16 protein-coding genes are annotated in these 17748 nt (G+C 65.9%); 11 read left to right on the top strand and 5 right to left on the bottom strand.

Annotated features, from left to right (window positions below; genetic code table 11):
- The coding region (locus tag B4920_RS17415) for an IS4 family transposase (RefSeq protein ID WP_305847118.1) at window positions 1-422 on the top strand (422 nt) is incomplete at its 5' end.
- Between the two features lie 509 nt (window positions 423-931).
- Here the strand turns inward: B4920_RS17415 and B4920_RS17420 are convergent.
- A complete protein-coding gene (locus B4920_RS17420; RefSeq protein ID WP_079435895.1) occupies window positions 932-2965 on the bottom strand; it encodes a sigma-54-dependent Fis family transcriptional regulator in 2034 nt (677 codons plus the stop codon).
- Window positions 2966-3264: 299 nt separating this feature from the next.
- Here B4920_RS17420 and pedF point away from each other — a divergent pair, with 299 nt between their 5' ends.
- From pedF to B4920_RS17435, 3 genes are read left to right on the top strand one after another with little or no spacing between them, the layout of a single operon-like run.
- A complete protein-coding gene (gene pedF / locus B4920_RS17425; RefSeq protein WP_079435896.1) occupies window positions 3265-3702 on the top strand; it encodes a cytochrome c-550 PedF in 438 nt (145 codons plus the stop codon).
- Window positions 3692-4537, top strand: a complete 846-nt coding sequence (locus B4920_RS17430; protein ID WP_079435897.1) for an ABC transporter substrate-binding protein — start codon at window positions 3692-3694, stop codon at window positions 4535-4537. The genes pedF and B4920_RS17430 overlap by 11 nt, the downstream gene beginning before the upstream one ends.
- Window positions 4538-4541: 4 nt before the next feature.
- Entirely contained in the window at window positions 4542-5486 is a 945-nt protein-coding gene (locus tag B4920_RS17435; RefSeq protein ID WP_079435898.1) for a beta-propeller fold lactonase family protein, read from the top strand.
- A gap of 128 nt (window positions 5487-5614) precedes the next feature.
- Here the strand turns inward: B4920_RS17435 and B4920_RS17440 are convergent, their stop codons facing one another.
- On the bottom strand, window positions 5615-5929 hold the full coding sequence (locus B4920_RS17440; RefSeq protein WP_079435899.1) for a c-type cytochrome: 315 nt from the start codon (window positions 5927-5929) through the stop codon (window positions 5615-5617).
- Between the two features lie 120 nt (window positions 5930-6049).
- Between B4920_RS17440 and B4920_RS28900 the strand changes: the two genes are divergently transcribed.
- The 3 genes from B4920_RS28900 (at window position 6050) to B4920_RS17450 (ending at window position 8650) form a co-directional block, all read left to right on the top strand.
- Entirely contained in the window at window positions 6050-6262 is a 213-nt protein-coding gene (locus B4920_RS28900; RefSeq protein ID WP_139379544.1) for a hypothetical protein, read from the top strand.
- A 79-nt stretch (window positions 6263-6341) separates the two neighbouring features.
- The gene (locus B4920_RS17445) at window positions 6342-8207 is read left to right on the top strand and encodes a sigma-54-dependent Fis family transcriptional regulator (protein WP_079435900.1); all 1866 of its coding nucleotides are present in this window, start codon (window positions 6342-6344) and stop codon (window positions 8205-8207) included.
- Between the two features lie 41 nt (window positions 8208-8248).
- Window positions 8249-8650 (top strand): hypothetical protein, encoded by a 402-nt coding sequence (locus tag B4920_RS17450; RefSeq protein ID WP_079435901.1) that lies wholly within the window; start codon window positions 8249-8251, stop codon window positions 8648-8650.
- 92 nt (window positions 8651-8742) lie between these two features.
- On the opposite strand, the gene B4920_RS17455 is transcribed toward B4920_RS17450, so the two are convergent.
- Window positions 8743-9123: a c-type cytochrome gene (locus tag B4920_RS17455; RefSeq protein ID WP_079435902.1), complete on the bottom strand. Its 381-nt coding sequence runs from the start codon at window positions 9121-9123 to the stop codon at window positions 8743-8745.
- 124 nt (window positions 9124-9247) lie between these two features.
- Complete coding sequence (locus B4920_RS17460; protein ID WP_161493324.1) at window positions 9248-10543, bottom strand: histidine kinase; 1296 nt, start codon at window positions 10541-10543, stop codon at window positions 9248-9250.
- 135 nt (window positions 10544-10678) lie between these two features.
- On the opposite strand from B4920_RS17460, the gene B4920_RS17465 reads away from it, so the two are divergent.
- From B4920_RS17465 to B4920_RS17480, 4 genes are all read left to right on the top strand, one after another.
- The gene (locus B4920_RS17465; RefSeq protein ID WP_161493325.1) at window positions 10679-11209 is read left to right on the top strand and encodes a GNAT family N-acetyltransferase; all 531 of its coding nucleotides are present in this window, start codon (window positions 10679-10681) and stop codon (window positions 11207-11209) included.
- A gap of 21 nt (window positions 11210-11230) precedes the next feature.
- Entirely contained in the window at window positions 11231-13585 is a 2355-nt protein-coding gene (locus tag B4920_RS17470; protein ID WP_216819927.1) for a fatty acid cis/trans isomerase, read from the top strand.
- Between the two features lie 105 nt (window positions 13586-13690).
- A complete protein-coding gene (locus tag B4920_RS17475; protein ID WP_079435905.1) occupies window positions 13691-15823 on the top strand; it encodes a TonB-dependent siderophore receptor in 2133 nt (710 codons plus the stop codon).
- Between the two features lie 10 nt (window positions 15824-15833).
- On the top strand, window positions 15834-17048 hold the full coding sequence (locus B4920_RS17480) for a PepSY domain-containing protein (RefSeq protein ID WP_079435906.1): 1215 nt from the start codon (window positions 15834-15836) through the stop codon (window positions 17046-17048).
- 62 nt (window positions 17049-17110) lie between these two features.
- On the opposite strand, the gene B4920_RS17485 is transcribed toward B4920_RS17480, so the two are convergent.
- On the bottom strand, window positions 17111-17689 hold the full coding sequence (locus B4920_RS17485; RefSeq protein ID WP_079435907.1) for a hypothetical protein: 579 nt from the start codon (window positions 17687-17689) through the stop codon (window positions 17111-17113).
- Window positions 17690-17748: the final 59 nt, after the last annotated feature.

A 17748-nucleotide genomic window follows, 5' to 3' on the forward strand; every position in this document is an offset into this window, starting at 1 on the left:
TCGACTGGTATCGCGCCCGCTGGGAGATCGAACTGTTCTTCCTGGTGCTCAAGGAAGGCTGCCGGGTCGAGCGCCTGCAACTGGCCGACACGCGTCGCCTGCAAAGTGCGCTGGCGCTTTACATGGTGATCGCCTGGCGGATCAACCGCCTGATGCGCCTGGGTCGGAGCCTGCCCGATTTACCCGCCGACATGGCGTTCGAAGCCGATGAGTGGCGGGCCGCCTTTATCCTGAACAAGAAGCCCATCCCGACAGCCGTGCCCGCGCTGAACACCGTCTTGCGCCTGATCGCCCAGCGTGGAGGCTTCCTGGCCCGCCGACATGATGGTGAGCCCGGCGCCAAGACAATCTGGCTCGGTCTCCAGCAGCTGGCCGTCTTTGTCGAAGGCATGCGCCAGGCAAGGAAAATGGATCAGGGGTGAGTTGTGTGTAAGGGGATGCCGTAAGCCGTCCTCTTACGGAGGAGTTGTCACGGGGAGGGCCCGCTCAACAGCTTTCAAGAGCGCTGCGACGACCCCTCTCTCGACGGATGCACACAATAATTAGATTTTCTTATCAATCGATAGGAAACTTTGCATTTCCGATCAGCGAAGCAGGCCTAAGATAGCGCTGTCTCCTCCACCCTCCTCCTTTGGTGTGGATTTAGCCCGAGTTGCTCTGTAGCTCGGGCTTTTCTTTTTCTTACTCCGTGCTCTCTTGCTCTACGCTTGTTTCAGCGCTCTACCCGCAGGAAGCCGCACGAGCCCCAAGACTGGCCGCTCGGACGAAACGCTTCGTCCTGAGCCCGTGCCTTCAAGCTGGGGAGCACAAGAAAAAACCCTCGCGAGGAGGGTTCAAAACAAAGGGGGACGGATCACGGATCGGGCGCAAACAACGCTTGCCCCACACAAAACAGCAGAACGCCTCCCGACGGCCTGCCGTCGCCGCGCGATCAGAAACGTCCGAGCTTGCGATACAGGGTGTTGCGGCTGATTCCAAGCCTGCGGGCGGCCGCAGAAATATTGCCATTCTCGGCCTCGAGTGTGCGCTGGATCATGTCGCGCTCGATCTCCTCCAGGCGTCCGAAGCTCGCCGCTCCGCTGGCAGCGGCCGCTGAGACGGGCCCAGTCGCCAGGCCTGGAGACAGGCTGCGCGACGGCGCGGCGGAGGCCATCGCCGGCATCGCCTCGCCGATCTCCTCGAAGATGTCGTCCGGCAGATGCCAGGTTTCGATGACATCCTCGTCGTCATCGAGCAGCGCAATCGCCACCTTGATGACATTGTTGAGCTGACGGATGTTGCCGGGCCAGCGGTAGCTCAGAAACGCCTGCATGACCTTGTGGGACACTTCCACGTTACGATCGGGGCCCGCTTCTTCGCGCATCAGCTTGTCGATCAGGCGATCGATGTCGCTGCGCTCGCGCAGGGACGGCAGATTGATGCACAGGCCGTTGAGGCGGTAGTACAAGTCCTCCCGGAAACCGCCGCGCGCTACTTCTTCCTTCAGGCGCCGGTGGGTAGCGCAGACGAGGGTGATGTCCACCGGAATGCTCTTGTTGGTCCCCAGCGGCGTCACGCAGCGCTCCTGCAGCACACGCAGCAGGCGGGCCTGCAGCGAAAGGGGCATGTCGCCGATTTCGTCGAGGAAAAGGGTCCCACCGTGGGCTTGCTGGATCTTGCCGACCGCGCCTTCCTTGCGGGCGCCAGTGAAGGCACCGCCCGAATAACCGAACAGCTCGGACTCGATCAGGGTTTCCGGAATCGCCGCACAGTTGAGCGCGACGAAGGGCCCCTGAGCCCGCGGGCCGCTGTTGTGGAAGGCCTTGGCGAACATTTCCTTGCCGGCTCCGGATTCGCCCTGAATAAGAATCGGGATGTCGCGGCCGAGCACCCGCACACCCTTGTCGATGGCCGCCTGCAGGCGTTCGTCGCCGGTGGCCAGGGTATGCAGCGTCAGGCGAACCTGGGAAGCCGGCTCCGCCTCCACCCGGGCCGGGCGGACAGGCCGCTCGCTGCGCCCCTCCATGCCGACCGGGCTCGACACCGGCATCGACGCGAAATTACCGCGCAGGCGGGCATAGAAGCGCTCGCCGTTGCGGCCGGCAATCGCGATCAGGGACGAAGGATCGCGCCGGGCACGATCGATCAAGGTACCCAGCGGCACGTCGAACAGCATGCTGTAGTGGCGCCGGGGCAGATCCTCGCGACGCAGGCCGAGCAGCTCGAGAGCGGACTGATCGGCGCCGACGATGTCGCCATCCGGCGAGATGGCCAGCAGCGCTTCGCACATGCTGCCCACGTGGTCCGGACGGGCGTGGAAGCTGAGCAGTCCCTGGTGGGCGAACTCGGACTCGAAAAGACGCTTTTCGATGATGCGGGACGACATTTTCACCAAGCCGAGGGAGTGACGCTGGAAGGCGCGGTAATCGCTGGAGATGTCCAGCACCCCCATCAGACGGCCCTGCGCATCCTGGATCGGGGACGCGCTACAGGTCAGGAAGGCATTGCCCTCGTAGAAATGCTCGGAACCGAAAACATTGACTGCGCCACGCTCGGCGAGAGCGGTGCCGATGGCGTTGGTACCGCGGTCGAATTCGTGCCAGCTGGCCCCCGGGTGCAGGGATACCTGCTCGGCCTGGCTCAGGAAATCGGGATCGCCATAGGTCTGCAGCACCATGCCGCGCGCGTCGGCGAGGATGACCATGCTGTGGGAGTTGCGGATCTGCTCGAAGAGATGTTCGAGGACCGGCTCGGCGTGGGAGATCAACGTGCGGTTGCGCTCCCGCGCCTCCGACACCGCCCGCACGTTGGGTTCGCCACACTCGAGACGAGCCGGATCGAGGCCCGCCTTCCGGCAGCGCTCCCAAGAGCGTAATACGCTTTGGTCGAGCAACGCCTCAGGAAGCTCTCCCCGGCCAAAGTACAGCGACCGCGCTTCCAAGAGACCCAGTGCCCTGGCCTCCGCGCTGAAAGGAACCTGCATCATCTCCTCCTCCGTTTGAACGGATTGTGTGCCAGCTCGAGCCAGCATCGTGGTGTGCGCCAAAATGTAGCAGCTGGACCACATTTCAGCAATGTGACTGCTCCACCCTCTCGCTCAATCAGCAAAACTCAGGCCAGTTTATAGAGCTATAAAGAAAACTGGAAAAATCCTGATGCGGCAAAGGTGTCCCATTTCACGACGGCTCCCTTCTAAAAGTGGCACGCCCCTTGCTGAAAGGTCTTCACACACGGCGACTCGCCCGCTGGCGGATCGCTCGACGAACTCCAATCACACGACCAAAGGTGACCCAGGTGACTGTCCGTAATTCCGTCCTTCTCCGTGCCCTCTCCGCTGCCGCGCTGACCCTGGCTGCAACCGTCGTCATCGCTCACGGCGACGTGACGCCCCAGGCCGTCGACACCTCGACGCTGCCCTCCGTCGGCAAGGACTGGCTGCCGAAGAACCCCTACCTGGGCAACAAGGAAGCGATCCGCATCGGCTCCTCGGCGTTCAACCAGAACTGCGCCCGCTGCCACGGCCTCGGCGCAATCTCCGGCGGCATCGCCCCCGATCTGCGCTACCTGCCGGCCGGCCAGGAAGGCGACGAAATCTTCCTGAACCGCATCCGCCATGGCGCCACCCGCGACGGCCGCGTGTACATGCCCCCGTTCGAAGGCATCCTGAGCCAGGAAGCCATGTGGACCATCCGTGCCTGGCTGGAGACCGTCCGTGAAGACTGATCGTCGTCGTTTCCTGCTGGCCGCTGGCGCGGCGGCCCTGGCCTCCAGCCTGCCGGCCCGCGCCGACACGCTGGAAGAGATCAAGAAACGCGGCAGCCTCAAGGTTGCCGTGTATAACAACTTCGCCCCCTACTCCAACCAGGGCAAGGGCATCGACGTGGAACTTGCCGAAGCCCTTGGCAAGCAACTCGGTCTGAATCCGCAGGTCATCGGTTACAACGCCGACGAGGACATGGACGACGACCTGCGCAACATGGTCTGGAAGGGCCACTACCTGGGCATGCAGCCGTCCGACGTGATGATGCATGTGCCCGTCGACTCCTACCTGCAGGGCAAGAACGACAAGGTGAAGATCTTCGGCCCCTACCACCTGGAAACGGTGGCGGTGGCCCGCCTGCAGCGCATCGGCTCAATCCGCGGCTCCGCCGCCACGGCGCTGGAAGTGTTCACCCGCGAGAAGATCGGTGTCGAGGGGCGCAGCCTGGCCGATGCCTTCCTGCTCGGCGTGCTGAACGGCCGCCTGCGCGACAACGTGGTCCATTTCGGCAGCGTCGCAGCAGCGGTAGACAAACTCAAGGCCGGCGAACTGGCCGCCGTGATGGGGCCGCGCTCGGAGATCGAAGTCGCGCTCGGCAAGGACAGCCGCTTCGTTGTGGAAGTGGTCCAGATGCCGGAACTCAAGATCAACAGCTGGCCGCTGGGCATGGCCGTCAAGGCCGAGGAGAGCGGTCTTGCCGATGCCATCGACAAGGCTCTCAAGGAGCTCGAAAAGAATGGCACGGTCGCAGCCATCTTCGCCCGCCACGGCGTCACCTACGTCAAGCCAACCCTCTGAGACCATGCCCCAGCCCTTCACCCTGCGACAGCTCCTGGCGAGCTGCATCCTGCTGCCGGGAGCGGCCCTCGCCGCGCCCTTTGCCTACGTTCCCAACGAAAAATCCGCATCGGTATCGGTGATCGACACCGCCACCGACGAGGTGGTCGCCAGTCTGCCCGGCGGCCAGCGCCCCCGCGGCATCGCCACCGATGGGAAGAGCCTGTTCGTCAGCGAGGCCCCGACCAGCAGCCTGGTGGTGGTCGATATCGCCGAGGGCAAGCAAGTCGCGTCCATCCCCCTCGGAGAATCGCCGGAAGGGGTGAGCGTATCGGCCGACCGCAAGCTGATCGCCGCCGCAGTGGAAGAATCCAACAGCGTCGTCATCCTGGATGCCGCCAAGCGGCGCAAGCTGGCGGAGATCAAGGTCAAGGGCAAGAACCCCGAGCATGCAGTGTTCAGCCCCGACGGCCGCTGGCTGCTGGTCAGCGCCGAGGAAGCCCAGCAGGTGGACCTGATCGACGTGAAGACCCGCAAACAGGTCGCCTCGATCGAAGTCGGCAAGCGCCCACGCGGCATCGGCTTCACACCGGATGGCAAGCGCGCCTACGTGGCCTGCGAGATGGTCAGCACGGTCTACGCCATCGACATGGGCAAGCGCAAGGTCATCGCCGAAATCAAGGGCGGCAATTTCTCCAACGGGGTCACAATGGCGCCAGACGGCAGCCGTGCCTACGTCTCCAACGGCAAGGACGGCACCGTCAGCGTGATCCGCACCAACGACAACCAGATCGAAGCCACCATCCCGGTCGGCAAGCGCCCCTGGAACATGGCCATCACCCCCGACGGCCGCAAGCTTTACGTGGCCAACGGTCGCTCCAACAGCGTGTCGGTGATCGACACCGAACGCCTGGAGGCCATCAAGGAAATCCCCGTCGGTGAGCTTCCCTGGGGCGTCGTCATCCACTGAACCCGCTCCGTACTGCCATTCGGCGGCTTCACAGCGCCCATCTGCAGCGCATCACAACGACACACCTGCTCCACTCTGGAGCAGGTGTGTCGTTCAGCTGTAACGGGGACCCTCCCCCGTGACGCTCATCAAAGCTTGAGAATCCACTCCACAGCAGCCTTCAGGTCGGCATCGCTGATCTTGTCGGTACCATGGGGCGGCATCGGAATCTGACCCCAGGTACCGGTGCCGCCATGGCGCACCTTGGAAATCAGCATTGCCTCCGCCTCGGGATGCCCCTTGTACTTGGCCGCCACTTCCTTGTAAGCGGGGCCGACACGCTTCTGGTCCACCGCGTGGCAGGCCACGCAGCGAGCCTTCTTGATGATCTCTTCGGATGCCAGGGCCGGGGTTGCTGCGGCCGCTCCCAGGGCGGCGACGCAAAGCAGATTGACGAATTTCATGAGCTCCTCCTTCTAGTCATTTTTGACAGACTGGTTATCAAGACTGCGGTCAGACTGATCACTGAATACGGCACCGACTGTGCCCCTGAACCGCGCCACCCTGGACTGGCAGCAAAAAGCATGCAGATCGACACCCGCCGGCTGCCGCCACAAAAACTCTTTGCAGACAAAGACTTGCCAAATGCATGGAGCGATCTTTCGGGTGCGCGCTTGTTCCGCAGCGGAACACCTGCTCCATCCCGTAACGTAGCCTTGAACACCTGCTCCACTTCGCGCACAAACGGCGCCCATAAAAACCCGTCATCCAGCATGGCCATGTCGCTTAACTACTGATTTTCATGATTTAATTCAATTAGACTGACGTGAACGTCAGCATTTTCATGGCAGGCACGGTTCCTGCTGTTCAGTACTCGTGAATAATCAGGACCCACCCTCCTCCTTCCCGCTCGAGGCCATCCAGCGCTCGTGGGAACGTTGCGCGGCCGACGGCCTGCGCCCCACCGAGCGCCTGCCGGCCACCAGCCAGCAAGGCAACCTGTCCGATCGCCTGGAGGCCAACGCCCGGCTGGTGGCCTATGCCCAGCCGATCATGGAGCACCTGCACCAGCAGATCGCCCATTCCTCGTCTACGATCCTGCTCGCCGACGACTCGGGGGTCATCCTGCGTTCGGTGGGCGATTCGGACTTCCTGGAGAAGGCGGCCCGCGTGTCCCTCAAACCGGGACATTCCTGGGCCGAGTCGGTGATGGGTACCAATGCCATCGGCACGGCACTGGCAGAACAGCGCCCGGTGGCCGTGATGGGGAACCAACACTATCTCGAACGCAACAAGTTCCTCGCCTGCGTCGCGACGCCGATCCATGCGCCCACCGGCGGCGTCCTCGGCATTCTCGACGTATCGAGCAACCTGCAGATCACCCAGACCCACGCCCAGGCCCTGCTGCAAACCACCGCGGAGATCATCGAGAACCGCCTGATCGAAACCGTCAGCGATGCAGCGGTGCTGATCCGCTTTCATCACCAGGCCGAGGCACTGGCCTCGCCCCTCGAGGGACTGGCGGTCTTCGACGAAGCCGGCGCCCTGCTCGCCTGCAACCGCCGCGCTGAACGTCTGCTGGGGCTGGCCGACACCCGGCGGCACGACAAGCCGCCGTTCTGGAACATCTTCGAGACCCGCTGGAACGCGGTGCTCGACCACGCCCTGCAGACCAGCGCCCACCCTACCCGCCTGCGCAGCCGCCAGGGCCAGGAATTCGTCGCCCGCATCCTGCTCACCAACATGCAGCGCATGCGCCCGATCAACGCGCGGGAGATGCAGGCAAGCGCCGCCCCGGCAACGCCGATCGGCCCCACGCTCGACGAACTGGACCTTGGCGACAAGACCGTCAGCCATGCCATCCGGCGGGCGCGGCGCATCCTCGGGCTGGACATTCCGCTGCTGATCCAGGGCGAAACCGGTTCCGGCAAGGAAGTCTTTGCCCAGGCCTTCCACACCAGCGGGCCGCGCAGCAACGGCCCCTTCGTGGCAATCAACTGTGCCGCCATCCCGGCCAACCTGATCGAGGCCGAACTGTTCGGCTACACGGCCGGCGCCTACACCGGCGCCCGCGACGAAGGGGCGCGTGGCAAGCTGCGCGAGGCCCACCAGGGCACCCTGTTCCTCGACGAAATCGGCGACATGCCCCTCAAGCTTCAGGCCGTTCTGCTGCGCGTCCTCGAAACGCGCCGTGTCACGCCGCTCGGCGGTGGCCCGGAAGAAGAGATCGATCTGTCCCTGGTCTGCGCCAGCCACCGGTCGCTGAAGGCCTTGTGCGAGAGCGGCGACTTCCGCCCCGATCTGTATTTCCGCCTGTCGGCAATGAGCCTGTCCCTCCCGCCCCTGCGGGAGCGCAGCGACATCGAGGCACTGGCCCGGCGCATCCTGCAGGACGAATCGCCGCAACGGCCGGTACGCCTGTCGGCCACCGCCCTCGACCTGATCCGCCACCATCCGTGGCCGGGCAACATCCGTCAGTTGAAGAACGCCCTGCGCCTGGCCATGGCCATGCTGGGGCCGGATGAGGACACCCTGACGCCCGAGCATCTGCCCCACGACCTGGTGGACGACCCGGACCTGCCGACCCAGCGCCCGGCCGCCCAGAGCCTGCGGGCAGCCGAAGGACGACTGGTGGAAAGCACCGTGGCCCGCCATAACGGCAACATCTCGGCGGCGGCACGGGAACTCGGCATCACCCGCACGACCCTCTATCGAAAGCTGCGCCAGCTATCGGCCTCGTGATCCGCAACGGCCCGGCGTGGGATACTCGGGCTTTGCCAGCCTTGACCAACGCCGTGCCCTTCACCCATACCACCCTGTCGCGCCTGGCTGCCGGCCTGTGCCTGAGCGCCAGCCTGGCGGCCTGCTCGCCGGCTCCCAGCCCGCTCCCCGACCAACTCGGAGCCGAGTTCCAGCCCGGCATGTCCCTCGACGATGCCCGCCGGCGGCTCGCCGCCCATGGCACCACCTTCTCGGAGAAAAGCAGCACCGAGTGCCTGGCCCTCGTCGAGCGCAGCCCCAATGTGTCCCAGCTCCCCCCCCAGGGCGGCCCCTGCGTGTTCGGCAAGATCCCCCTCTCCCGCAGCTGGTATGGCGGCAAGAGCGATGTGATACTGCAGCTGGTTTTCAGCGCCGACGGCCGGCTCGCCGACGGGCACTTCGAGCAGATCGACAGCCTGCTGTAAGACCAACCCAGAAATGCGAACCCCGGACGGGGGGGACGTCCGGGGTTCTCGGTACAGCATCCTTCACGGCCGCAGCCGTGCGTGCCCCCGGCTTACTTGGGTGCCAGGGTCAGGATCCACTTCACCAATTTCTTGGCGTCGGCTTCCTTGATGGCAACCTTGTTGGGCGGCATGGCCAGGCCACTGACCTTGTCCTTCCAGTGGCTGCCGTACGGGTTGGAGCCCTCCAGTACCACACGGGTCAGGAAGGTGTCGGCGCCCGGCTTGCCCTTGTAGGCCTTGGCCACGTCCTGCCAGGCCGGGCCGATGGGGGCCATGCCGTTCGGTCCGGGGGTACCGGACTCGATGGCGTGACAGGTCAGGCAGCCGCTCTTGCTGGCCAGCGCCTTCATGTCCTCATCCACCGCGGCATTGGCAGCCGTGGCAACCAGGGCCAGGCCCGCCAGCAGCGCCGTCTTGCGTAAGGCGTTCATCTTGTTTCTCCTTGGCTAAAAAAGTCTTCACGCCACCCGTTCGGCGGCCTGAAAACATCGCCCGCATCCGCCGGCTGGCGGATCGCGGGCAGAATCCCGGAATGGTTTCGGGAAAACATTGGCCTCAGCCCTGGGACAGCGGCAAAGGCAAACTGAGACGGACCTGCAGACCGCCGCCCGGAGCGTCGGTCAGCCAACACTTACCGCCGGCCATCTCGGCACGCTCGCGCATGCCCAGCAAGCCGCCGCGGGAACGCGGCACCACATCCTCGACCTTGCCGACTCCGTTGTCTGCGACGGTCAGCTCCAGCGCCTGTCCGCGGGTCTGCAAGGACAGACGCACGCGACTCGCCACGCTGTGGCGCAGCACATTGGTCAGGGCTTCCTGCAGCGTGCGATAGAGTGCAAGGCCGGCATTGGGTGGCAGCGGTGGCAAGGACGGCGGGAACTCGGCCTCGATGCCGATCTCCGGTACCCGACCGCGCCAGCCACGGACCAGGTCATTCAGGGCGTCGACCATCTGCAGGCCTTCGAGACCGTGAGGGCGCAACTGCGACAGCAGGTTGCGCACCTGGGCCAGCATCCCGTTGGTCTGCGTACGGATGTCGCCGGCAATGCTTGCCAACTGCGCAGCTTCGGCCCGACCGGCCTGGCGTTGGATGTAGGCCGCCGACACGTTGACGGCGGTCAGCGCCTGGCCGAGTTCATCGTGCAGCTCGCGGGCCAGTTCCCGACGCTCGCTTTCCTGCAGTTCAAGCAGTTGCCGCGCGAGCAACTGGCGGGCCGCCCGCGATTCAGCCAGCTCGCCGGACAGGGTCTCGATGGCCTGGGCGATACTGGCGAACTCCTTCAGCTGGAAGGGCGGCAGACGAACCTGATCCTCTCCGCGTCCGAGCCGGGCCAGGCCCTGTTCGAGCAGGCGGACCGGCTTCAGCGCCCGATGAGCCGCCACCCACGCCACGACCGCCATGCCCAGGCAGAACACGACCAGCGTCAGCATGTTGCGCACACCGTCGCGCAGCACTTCATGGATTTCGGCGCGGGGGTCGGCACGGATCACCAGCATCTCGTCGCCCAGCGGAATGCGGCGTTCATGGATCACACGCCCATCGAGCAGATAATCGGCAAGGGTCGCCAGCAGCCCCGACGGCGCAGGCGCTGCACCCTGCTCCAAATTGGAGCGCTCCACGGACACCGCAACGTGTCGCAACTGACCACCTGCCAGCAACGCACGCAGTTCGGCCGCCCGGTGTTCCGGCACGCTGCCAACGGCCAGAATCACATCCGCCAGGCGGGTGGAGGCCTCCATTTCCTCGGCCACATCCTGCTGCAGGGCCAGCCCGACCCATGCCACGGCAGCCACCGACAAAGCCAGCGCAAAGCCCAGCACATAGCCGAAAAGTCTCCAGCGCAAATCCATTTGCGTCTCCTTATATTCCCTTTGGGGTAGGAAACAGCAAGGCATGTGCCAGTTGCAGCCGGTAACAGGGGCCTGCCACACAGGCATGAGGGATCGGCGATAATCGTACCCCCTTCGGCCCCGTACACCCCGCCTTTGTCCCGCCTAGCCATCCGCCCCGCCCTGAGCGGCGACCTGGACGCCATCCTGCAGATCCAGGCGCGCTGCTACACGGCCATCGTTCCCGAATCACCCCGCTCGATGGGCGCCAAGCTGGCCGCCGCGCCGCACACCTGTTTCGTCGCCGGCCCGGCCGGCGGTCCGCCGGTCGCCTACCTGCTGGCGCTGCCGTGGCGCTTCGACGATCCACCGCATCTGGACGCCCAGACCTGCCAAGCGCCGGCCGATGCCGACACGCTCTACCTGCACGATCTGGCGGTGGCGCCCGAAGCCCGGGGCAGCGGTGCTGCCGGCGCGCTGGTCGACGCCTTCATGACAGCCCTGTCCGCCAGCGGCATCGGGCGCGCCAGCCTGATCGCCATCCAGGGCTCGGCCGGTTGGTGGGCACGTCACGGTTTCGAACCGGTCGCGACCACCGCGGCGCTGGCACAGCGCCTGGCAGGCTACGGGCCTGACGCCCGTTACATGAGCCTGCTCTCACCCGTCACGCCGCACCCCCGACCCTAACCCGATCCGAGTTCCCCACCGATGCCTCCGAAGCCCATGCGCGCCGTCTTCGGCCTTGCCCTGCTGGTCCTCGCCGGCTGCACCACCGTCGTCGCCAAAGTCCAGCTGGACTACGAACTGGGCCGTCCGGACCCGGCCCGCTACGACGCACCTCCTGCCCCCCTCGCGCCGGCCCCCGACTACTGGCAGCAGGTCCGTCCGATCCTGGACCGCCGCTGCGTGAGCTGCCACGCCTGCTATGACGCCCCCTGCCAGCTCAAGCTGACCCGCTACGACGGCCTGACCCGCGGCGCCAACCCGGACCCGGTGTACGCCGGCACCCGCCTGCTGGCAGCCAGCCCGACACGGCTTGGCTTCGACGCCCACAGCACCGTGGAATGGCGCGCCAAGGGCTTCCATCCCGTCCTCAACGAACGCGCCGCCACACCAATGGCCAACCGCGATGCCAGCGTGCTGTACCGCATCCTGGCCCTCAAGCAGCAGCATCCTGGCCCGACTGCCGGAGCACTACCGGATGAGCGCTTCGACTTCGCCCTCGACCGCAGCCAGAGCTGCGCCAAGGTCGAGAGCATGGACAGCTTCGTCGCCGAGCATCCCGAGTGGGGCATGCCCTACGGCCTGCCGGCCCTCAGCCAGCAGGACCACGACATCCTCGCCCGCTGGATCGAGGCCGGCGCCCCCTACACGCCGCGCCCGGCGCCGCTGGCAGCAGTGCAGGCCAGCGTCGCCGAATGGGAGCGCCTGCTCAACGGCGACACGCTGCGCGACCAGCTGGCCGCCCGCTACATCTACGAACACTGGTACGTCGGCCAGCTGTATTTCGACGAGCAGCCGGACTACCGCTTCGAGCTGGTCCGCAGCCGCACGCCCCCCGGCCAGCCCATCGACGTGATCGCCACCCGTCGCCCCTACGACCCACCGGGCGTCGAGCGGGTGTATTACCGCCTGCGCCCGCTGGAAGAAACCCTGGTCGCCAAGACCCACATGCCGCTGGCCCTCGATCCGGCGCGCATGGGCCGCCTGCGCAAGTGGTTCTTCGATGCGCCGATCGCCGTGGCCCAGTTACCCGACTACTCGCCCAGGACCGCGACGAACCCCTTCGCCGCTTTCCGCGCCTTGCCGGTGGATGCCCGCTACCGCCTCATGCTCGACGACGCCCAGTTCACGCTGACCGGCTTCATGAAAGGCCCGGTGTGCCGCGGCCAGGTCGCCCTCAACGTCATCACCGACCACTTCTGGGTGCTGTTCTATTCGCCGGAGAGTGAAGCCAATCACCAGATCCAGGGCCTCCTCGATGCCACCCAGCCGAATCTGCGCCTGCCCGCCGAGGACGACAGCAGCACTGGCATCCTGGCCTGGCGCCGCTACGCCCAGGCCGAAAAGGCCTACCTGCGCACCAAGGCCGACTTCATGGCGCGCGGTGCACGACTCCCGCCACGCCTGGCCGAGCTGTGGAACGGCGACGGACACAATCCGACCGCCGGCCTGACGGTATTCCGCCACTTCGACAGCGCCTCGGTGGTCCGCGGTCTGGCCGGCGAACGGCCGCAGACCGCGATGTTGCTCGGCTACCCGCTGCTCGAGCGGATGCACTACCTGCTGGTCGCCGGCTTCGACGTCTATGGCAACACCAGCCACCAACTGGCAACCCGGCTCTACATGGATTTCCTGCGCATGGAAGGGGAAGAGAACTTCCTGACCCTGCTGCCTCTGAAGGATCGTCAGAAGGTGCTCGACCACTGGTACCGCGGTCGCCCCGAACGCATCCGGGATTTCGCCGACGCCGCCACCTACTACCCAGGCGAAACAGGAATGCGCTACCGCAGTGCCGACACCCTCGGCGAGCTGTACCGCAACGTCGCCCAATACCTGCGCCCGGTGCGGGAAAAGCAAATCGACCTGGTGGCGAACGGCTTCAACGCCGAGCAGCGCGCCCAGCTGCGCGCCCTCGACAAGGTAACCGGACGTCCCGCATCCCTGCTGCCCGAGCACAGTCTGGTGGTCCTGACCAACCCGGACGGCTCGATCCACGTGGTGTCGGTGCTGCGCAACAGCGCCCACAGCAACGTGGCCGAGCTGTTCCGCGAGGACACCCGCCGCCTGCCCGACGAAGACAGCCTGAGCGTCCTCGATGGCATCGTCGGCGCCTACCCCAACACGATCTTCCAGCTCGACGCCGACGAGCTGCCGCGCTTCGTGCGGGCGGTGCAGACCCTCGCCGGCGACGCCGACGTACAGCGCCTCACCCAACGCTTCGCGATCCGCCGTACCGACTCGCGTTTCTGGGCGGTGAGCGATGCCATCCATGCCCACTGGCGTCAGATTGCGCCGCGGGAAGCGGCGATCCTCGATTACAGCCGGCTCGAGAACCGTTGATCCCGGGGCGTCCATTCATTACAATAATGAGAACCATTATCAAATAGCCAGCCACCGAGGCATGTTCCTAGGCAGCCAGCAAGCGACCCGTGCCCAGGAGCCTCCATGCATCGCCATCCCGCCGCGACCGCGGCCTTCGTCCGTTCTCCCCTCGCCTGCGCGCTTCTTGCGCTGTTCGCCCTGCCGGCCAGCGCCGCCGAAGACGTCACACTAGCGCCCGTCAAGGTCGCCGCCCAGGCCGACCAGGAACCACCGTCCGAACGCAGCGGCGCCTACACGGTGCGCCGCAGCCGCTCGGCCACCGGCCTGAACCTGTCCCTGCGCGAAACCCCGCAGACCGTATCGGTGGTCACCCGCGCGCAGATGGACGACTTCCGGCTCGACAGCGTCAATGACGCCCTGTCCGCCTCGTCCGGTGTAATGGTTGAAAAGATCGAGACCAACCGCACTTACTACACCGCCCGCGGCTTCGACATCACCAGCTTCCAGGCCGACGGCATCGGCATGCCCTTCATCTACGGCAACGTGTATGGAGACATGGACAGCGCCATCTACGACCGGGTCGAGGCCGTCTATGGCGCCAACGGCCTGATGACCTCCACCGGCTACCCGGCCGCCACGATCAACTTCGTGCGCAAGCGGCCGACCGTGGACCTGCAGGCCCGCGTGACGGGCTCACTCGGTTCGTGGAACACCTACCGGCTGGACGCCGACGTGTCCCGCGCGCTGGTGGAATCCGGCGCGATCCGCGGACGCCTGGTGGTCGCCCGGGAAGACGGCGACTCCTACCTGGACCGCTACGGCCAGGCCAAGATGGTCTTCTACGCCATCGTCGAAGCCGACCTCGGCCCGGCGACCCAGCTGACCATCGGCCACAATCAGCAGCACAACAAGGCCCGCAGCCCCATCTGGGGCGCACTGCCGATGTTCTACACCGACGGCACGCGAACCCACTACGACCGCTCCACCAGCCCCGCCGCCGACTGGGCCTACTGGGACTCCACCTTCCAGACCAGCTTCGCCGAACTCACCCACGAATTCGACAACCACTGGCAGGCCCGAGCCGTGCTGACCCGCAACGACAACAGCAACGACAGCGCCCTCCTCTACGTCTACGACCGTCCCGACAAAGCCACCGGCCTCGGCGTGCTCGCCTACCCGTCGCGCTACGATGCCAACAACCGGCAGACCCAGGCCGACGTGCAGCTCAGCGGCCCATTCCGCCTGTGGGGACAGGAGCATGAATTCACGCTCGGCGCCAACTGGTCCAAATCCGAACTCACGGACATCTCCCACTACGGGCGTGGCATCGGCAGCGCCCTGCCGCCCCTCGACAACTGGGATGGCAGCTACCCGATGCCGCTCTTCGATGCCGCGGTGGACGGCAGCGCCTTCAGCTACCGCCAGCGCAGCGTCTACGCGGCCGCCCGCATCAACCCCGCCGACGGCCTCAAGCTGATCGGCGGCACCCGCGCCACCCGTGCGGACAGCGACGGCACCTCCTACGGCGTGGCCCAAAACAGCAAGGCCAGCGACGTGACGCCCTACTTCGGCGTGGTGTACGACCTCAGCCCCAACCTGTCGGCCTACGCCAGCCACGCCGACATCTTCACCCCCCAGTATCAGCTGGACGCCAGCGGCAACGTGTTGAAACCGGTGGAAGGCCGCAGCAGCGAAGTCGGCCTGAAGGGCGAGTTCTTTCAGCGCCGCCTCAACGCCTCGCTGGCCGTCTTCCGCACCGTGCAGGACAACCTCGCCGAGATCGCCGGCTATAACGGCACCAAGGCCTACTACGCCGGTATCGATGCCCGCTCGCGGGGCTTCCAGTTCGACATGACCGGGCAGATCACCCCGCGCCTCGAGGCCAACCTCGGCTACACCCAACTGTCGCTCCACGACAACCACGGCCAGGACGTGCGTACCTACACCCCGCGCCGCCTGCTGCGCCTGGCCGCCACGTATCGGCTGCCCTTCATCGACAAGCTGAAGATCGGCGCCAACCTCAGCCACCAGGGCGACGTCTACGCCATGGACGGCAGCGACGAACTGCGCCAGAAGGCCTACACGCTGATCGGCCTGATGGCCCGCTACGACATCAGCAAACAGCTCAGCGTCAGCGCGACCCTGCGCAACCTGACCGACGAGAAATACCTGAGCAGCCTCTACTGGGGCAGCTACGGCCAGGGCTATTACGGCGCCCCGCGCAACGGCAGCGTGGCGCTGACCTGGACCTACTGAGGAGCACCCCATGCGCCCCCTGCTGGTTCGCCTGCACCGCTGGTTCGGCCTGTTCGCCGCCGTGTTCCTGTTCATCGCCGGCCTGACCGGCGCGGTGATCTCCTGGGACCACGAGTTGGACGAATGGCTGAATCCCCATCTTTTCCACGCTCCCACGCCGGGCCAGCCGCAGCCGTCCACGGAACTGGCGGCCCGCCTGGAAGCCGCCGATCCGCGCCTGCGGGTACGCTACCTGCCCCTGTCCGTGGAGCCAGGGCACAGCCTCGGGATCTTCGTCGAACCCCGCATCGACCCGGCCAGCGGCAAGCTCTTCGAACTCGGCTTCAATCAGGTCGCCCTCGATCCCGTCAGCGGTGCCGTGCTCGGCCAGCGGGAATGGGGGGCCCTGTCCCTGCAACGCGAGAATGTACTGCCCTTCCTCTACAAGCTGCACTACAGCATGCACATCCCGGACGGCTTCGGGCTCGAGCTCGGGGTGCTGCTGATGGGCATCCTGGCCCTGGCCTGGGTGGTCGACTGCCTGATCGCGCTGGCGCTGTCCTTTCCGTCGCGGGCCGCCTGGCGCCGCTCCTTCTCCTTCCGCTGGCGGGCCGGCGGCTACCGGCTCAACTTCGACCTGCACCGCTCGGGCGGCGTATGGCTCTTTCCGCTGCTGCTGATCCTCGCCGTCACCTCGGTGGCCATGAACCTGCGCGAGGAGGTCGTGCGCCCGCTGCTCGCCCGCCTCTCGCTGCTGTCGCCGTCGCCCTTCGCCGACCGCGCTCCGGCGCCGCCGAACCGGCCAGTCGAGCCCCTGCTGGGCTTCGGAGACGCCATCCGGCACGCCAACGCCGAAGCCACCCGGCGAGGCTGGCAGGTACCGGCTGGCGGCGTCATGCTGTCGTCAGCCTTCGGCGTGTACGGCGTGGGCTTCTTTGATGCCGGCAGCAGCCATGGCGATGGCGGACTCGGCAACCCCTGGCTGTATTTCGACGCCCGCGATGGCACGCTGGTTGGCAGCAGCATTCCCGGCGAAGGCAGCGCCGGGGACATCTTCCTGCAGGCCATGTTCCCGCTGCATTCCGGGCGCATCGCCGGACTCCCGGGGCGGATCCTGGTGTCCCTGTGCGGGCTGGCCGTGGCGGGCCTGAGCGTCACCGGAGTGGTGATCTGGGCCCGCAAGCACAAAGCCCGCAACCTCAAGGTCCGAGCATCGTCAGCCCCACGCGCCGCAGCATCGGCGTGATGCCCGGCAGGAAACGAAAACGCCCCTCGCAAGGGGCGTAGAACACGGCTGGAAAGCCGGACTCAGGGCAGGCAAAGCCTGCCCATCACGGGCACCGTCTGGCCGATGCTGTTACCGACCGCCGTCAAATTACCGGTTACCCTGGCGTAGGCTCCCTTATTGTCGCTGCCGGTGATGATGATCTGCTCACTCACCGCGGCTGGTACGCCCATCTGGCCCGTCGTCGCATCGAAGGTCGGCTGGATCACCACCACATCGCTGGTATAGAGGGTAGTCTGATTGCTGCCCCTGCCAATCGTGATCGCGGTGCGGGCCGTCTGCACGATCTGCCGCGGCACCGCTGGGTTGGCATCGGACGGGACCACCGCCGGCGAAGCTGTGCCGACCCCATTTGCACCGACCAGGGCTTCCGACGTCACCCCCGCGTAGCCCGTAGCAGCCGGCAGACCGATGATCGACAGATGGACGCTGAAGCAACTGCCGATATAAGTCGGCCCCGGCGCTTGGGCGGCGATCTGGCAGCTCGGGTCAGGTATCAAACGGACCGTGCCGGCAGCTTGCACGCACGCGGCGCTTGCCGTTCCGGCAACCATGCTGATGGTAAGGGGAACGAGGATCTTGGGGGCAATTCGGCGCATCATGATGGAGAGACCTCCTGAGTGGATCGAGAACATTCGCATTAAGACAACGGCAATACATC

This window comes from Zoogloea sp. LCSB751, from assembly GCF_002028455.1.
GTDB lineage: Bacteria > Pseudomonadota > Gammaproteobacteria > Burkholderiales > Rhodocyclaceae > Zoogloea.

What these genes read in the sequence shown, in the direction of transcription:
- B4920_RS17420 (WP_079435895.1), bottom strand. Translation starts at nt 2,965, where the DNA reads ATGATGCAGGTTCCTTTCAGCGCGGAGGCCAGGGCACTGGGTCTCTTG.
- B4920_RS17435 (WP_079435898.1), top strand. Translation starts at nt 4,542, where the DNA reads ATGCCCCAGCCCTTCACCCTGCGACAGCTCCTGGCGAGCTGCATCCTG.
- B4920_RS17440 (WP_079435899.1), bottom strand. Translation starts at nt 5,929, where the DNA reads ATGAAATTCGTCAATCTGCTTTGCGTCGCCGCCCTGGGAGCGGCCGCA.
- B4920_RS28900 (WP_139379544.1), top strand. Translation starts at nt 6,050, where the DNA reads ATGCAGATCGACACCCGCCGGCTGCCGCCACAAAAACTCTTTGCAGAC.
- B4920_RS17455 (WP_079435902.1), bottom strand. Translation starts at nt 9,123, where the DNA reads ATGAACGCCTTACGCAAGACGGCGCTGCTGGCGGGCCTGGCCCTGGTT.
- B4920_RS17460 (WP_161493324.1), bottom strand. Translation starts at nt 10,543, where the DNA reads ATGGATTTGCGCTGGAGACTTTTCGGCTATGTGCTGGGCTTTGCGCTG.
- B4920_RS17470 (WP_216819927.1), top strand. Translation starts at nt 11,231, where the DNA reads ATGCCTCCGAAGCCCATGCGCGCCGTCTTCGGCCTTGCCCTGCTGGTC.
- B4920_RS17475 (WP_079435905.1), top strand. Translation starts at nt 13,691, where the DNA reads ATGCATCGCCATCCCGCCGCGACCGCGGCCTTCGTCCGTTCTCCCCTC.
- B4920_RS17480 (WP_079435906.1), top strand. Translation starts at nt 15,834, where the DNA reads ATGCGCCCCCTGCTGGTTCGCCTGCACCGCTGGTTCGGCCTGTTCGCC.
- B4920_RS17485 (WP_079435907.1), bottom strand. Translation starts at nt 17,689, where the DNA reads ATGATGCGCCGAATTGCCCCCAAGATCCTCGTTCCCCTTACCATCAGC.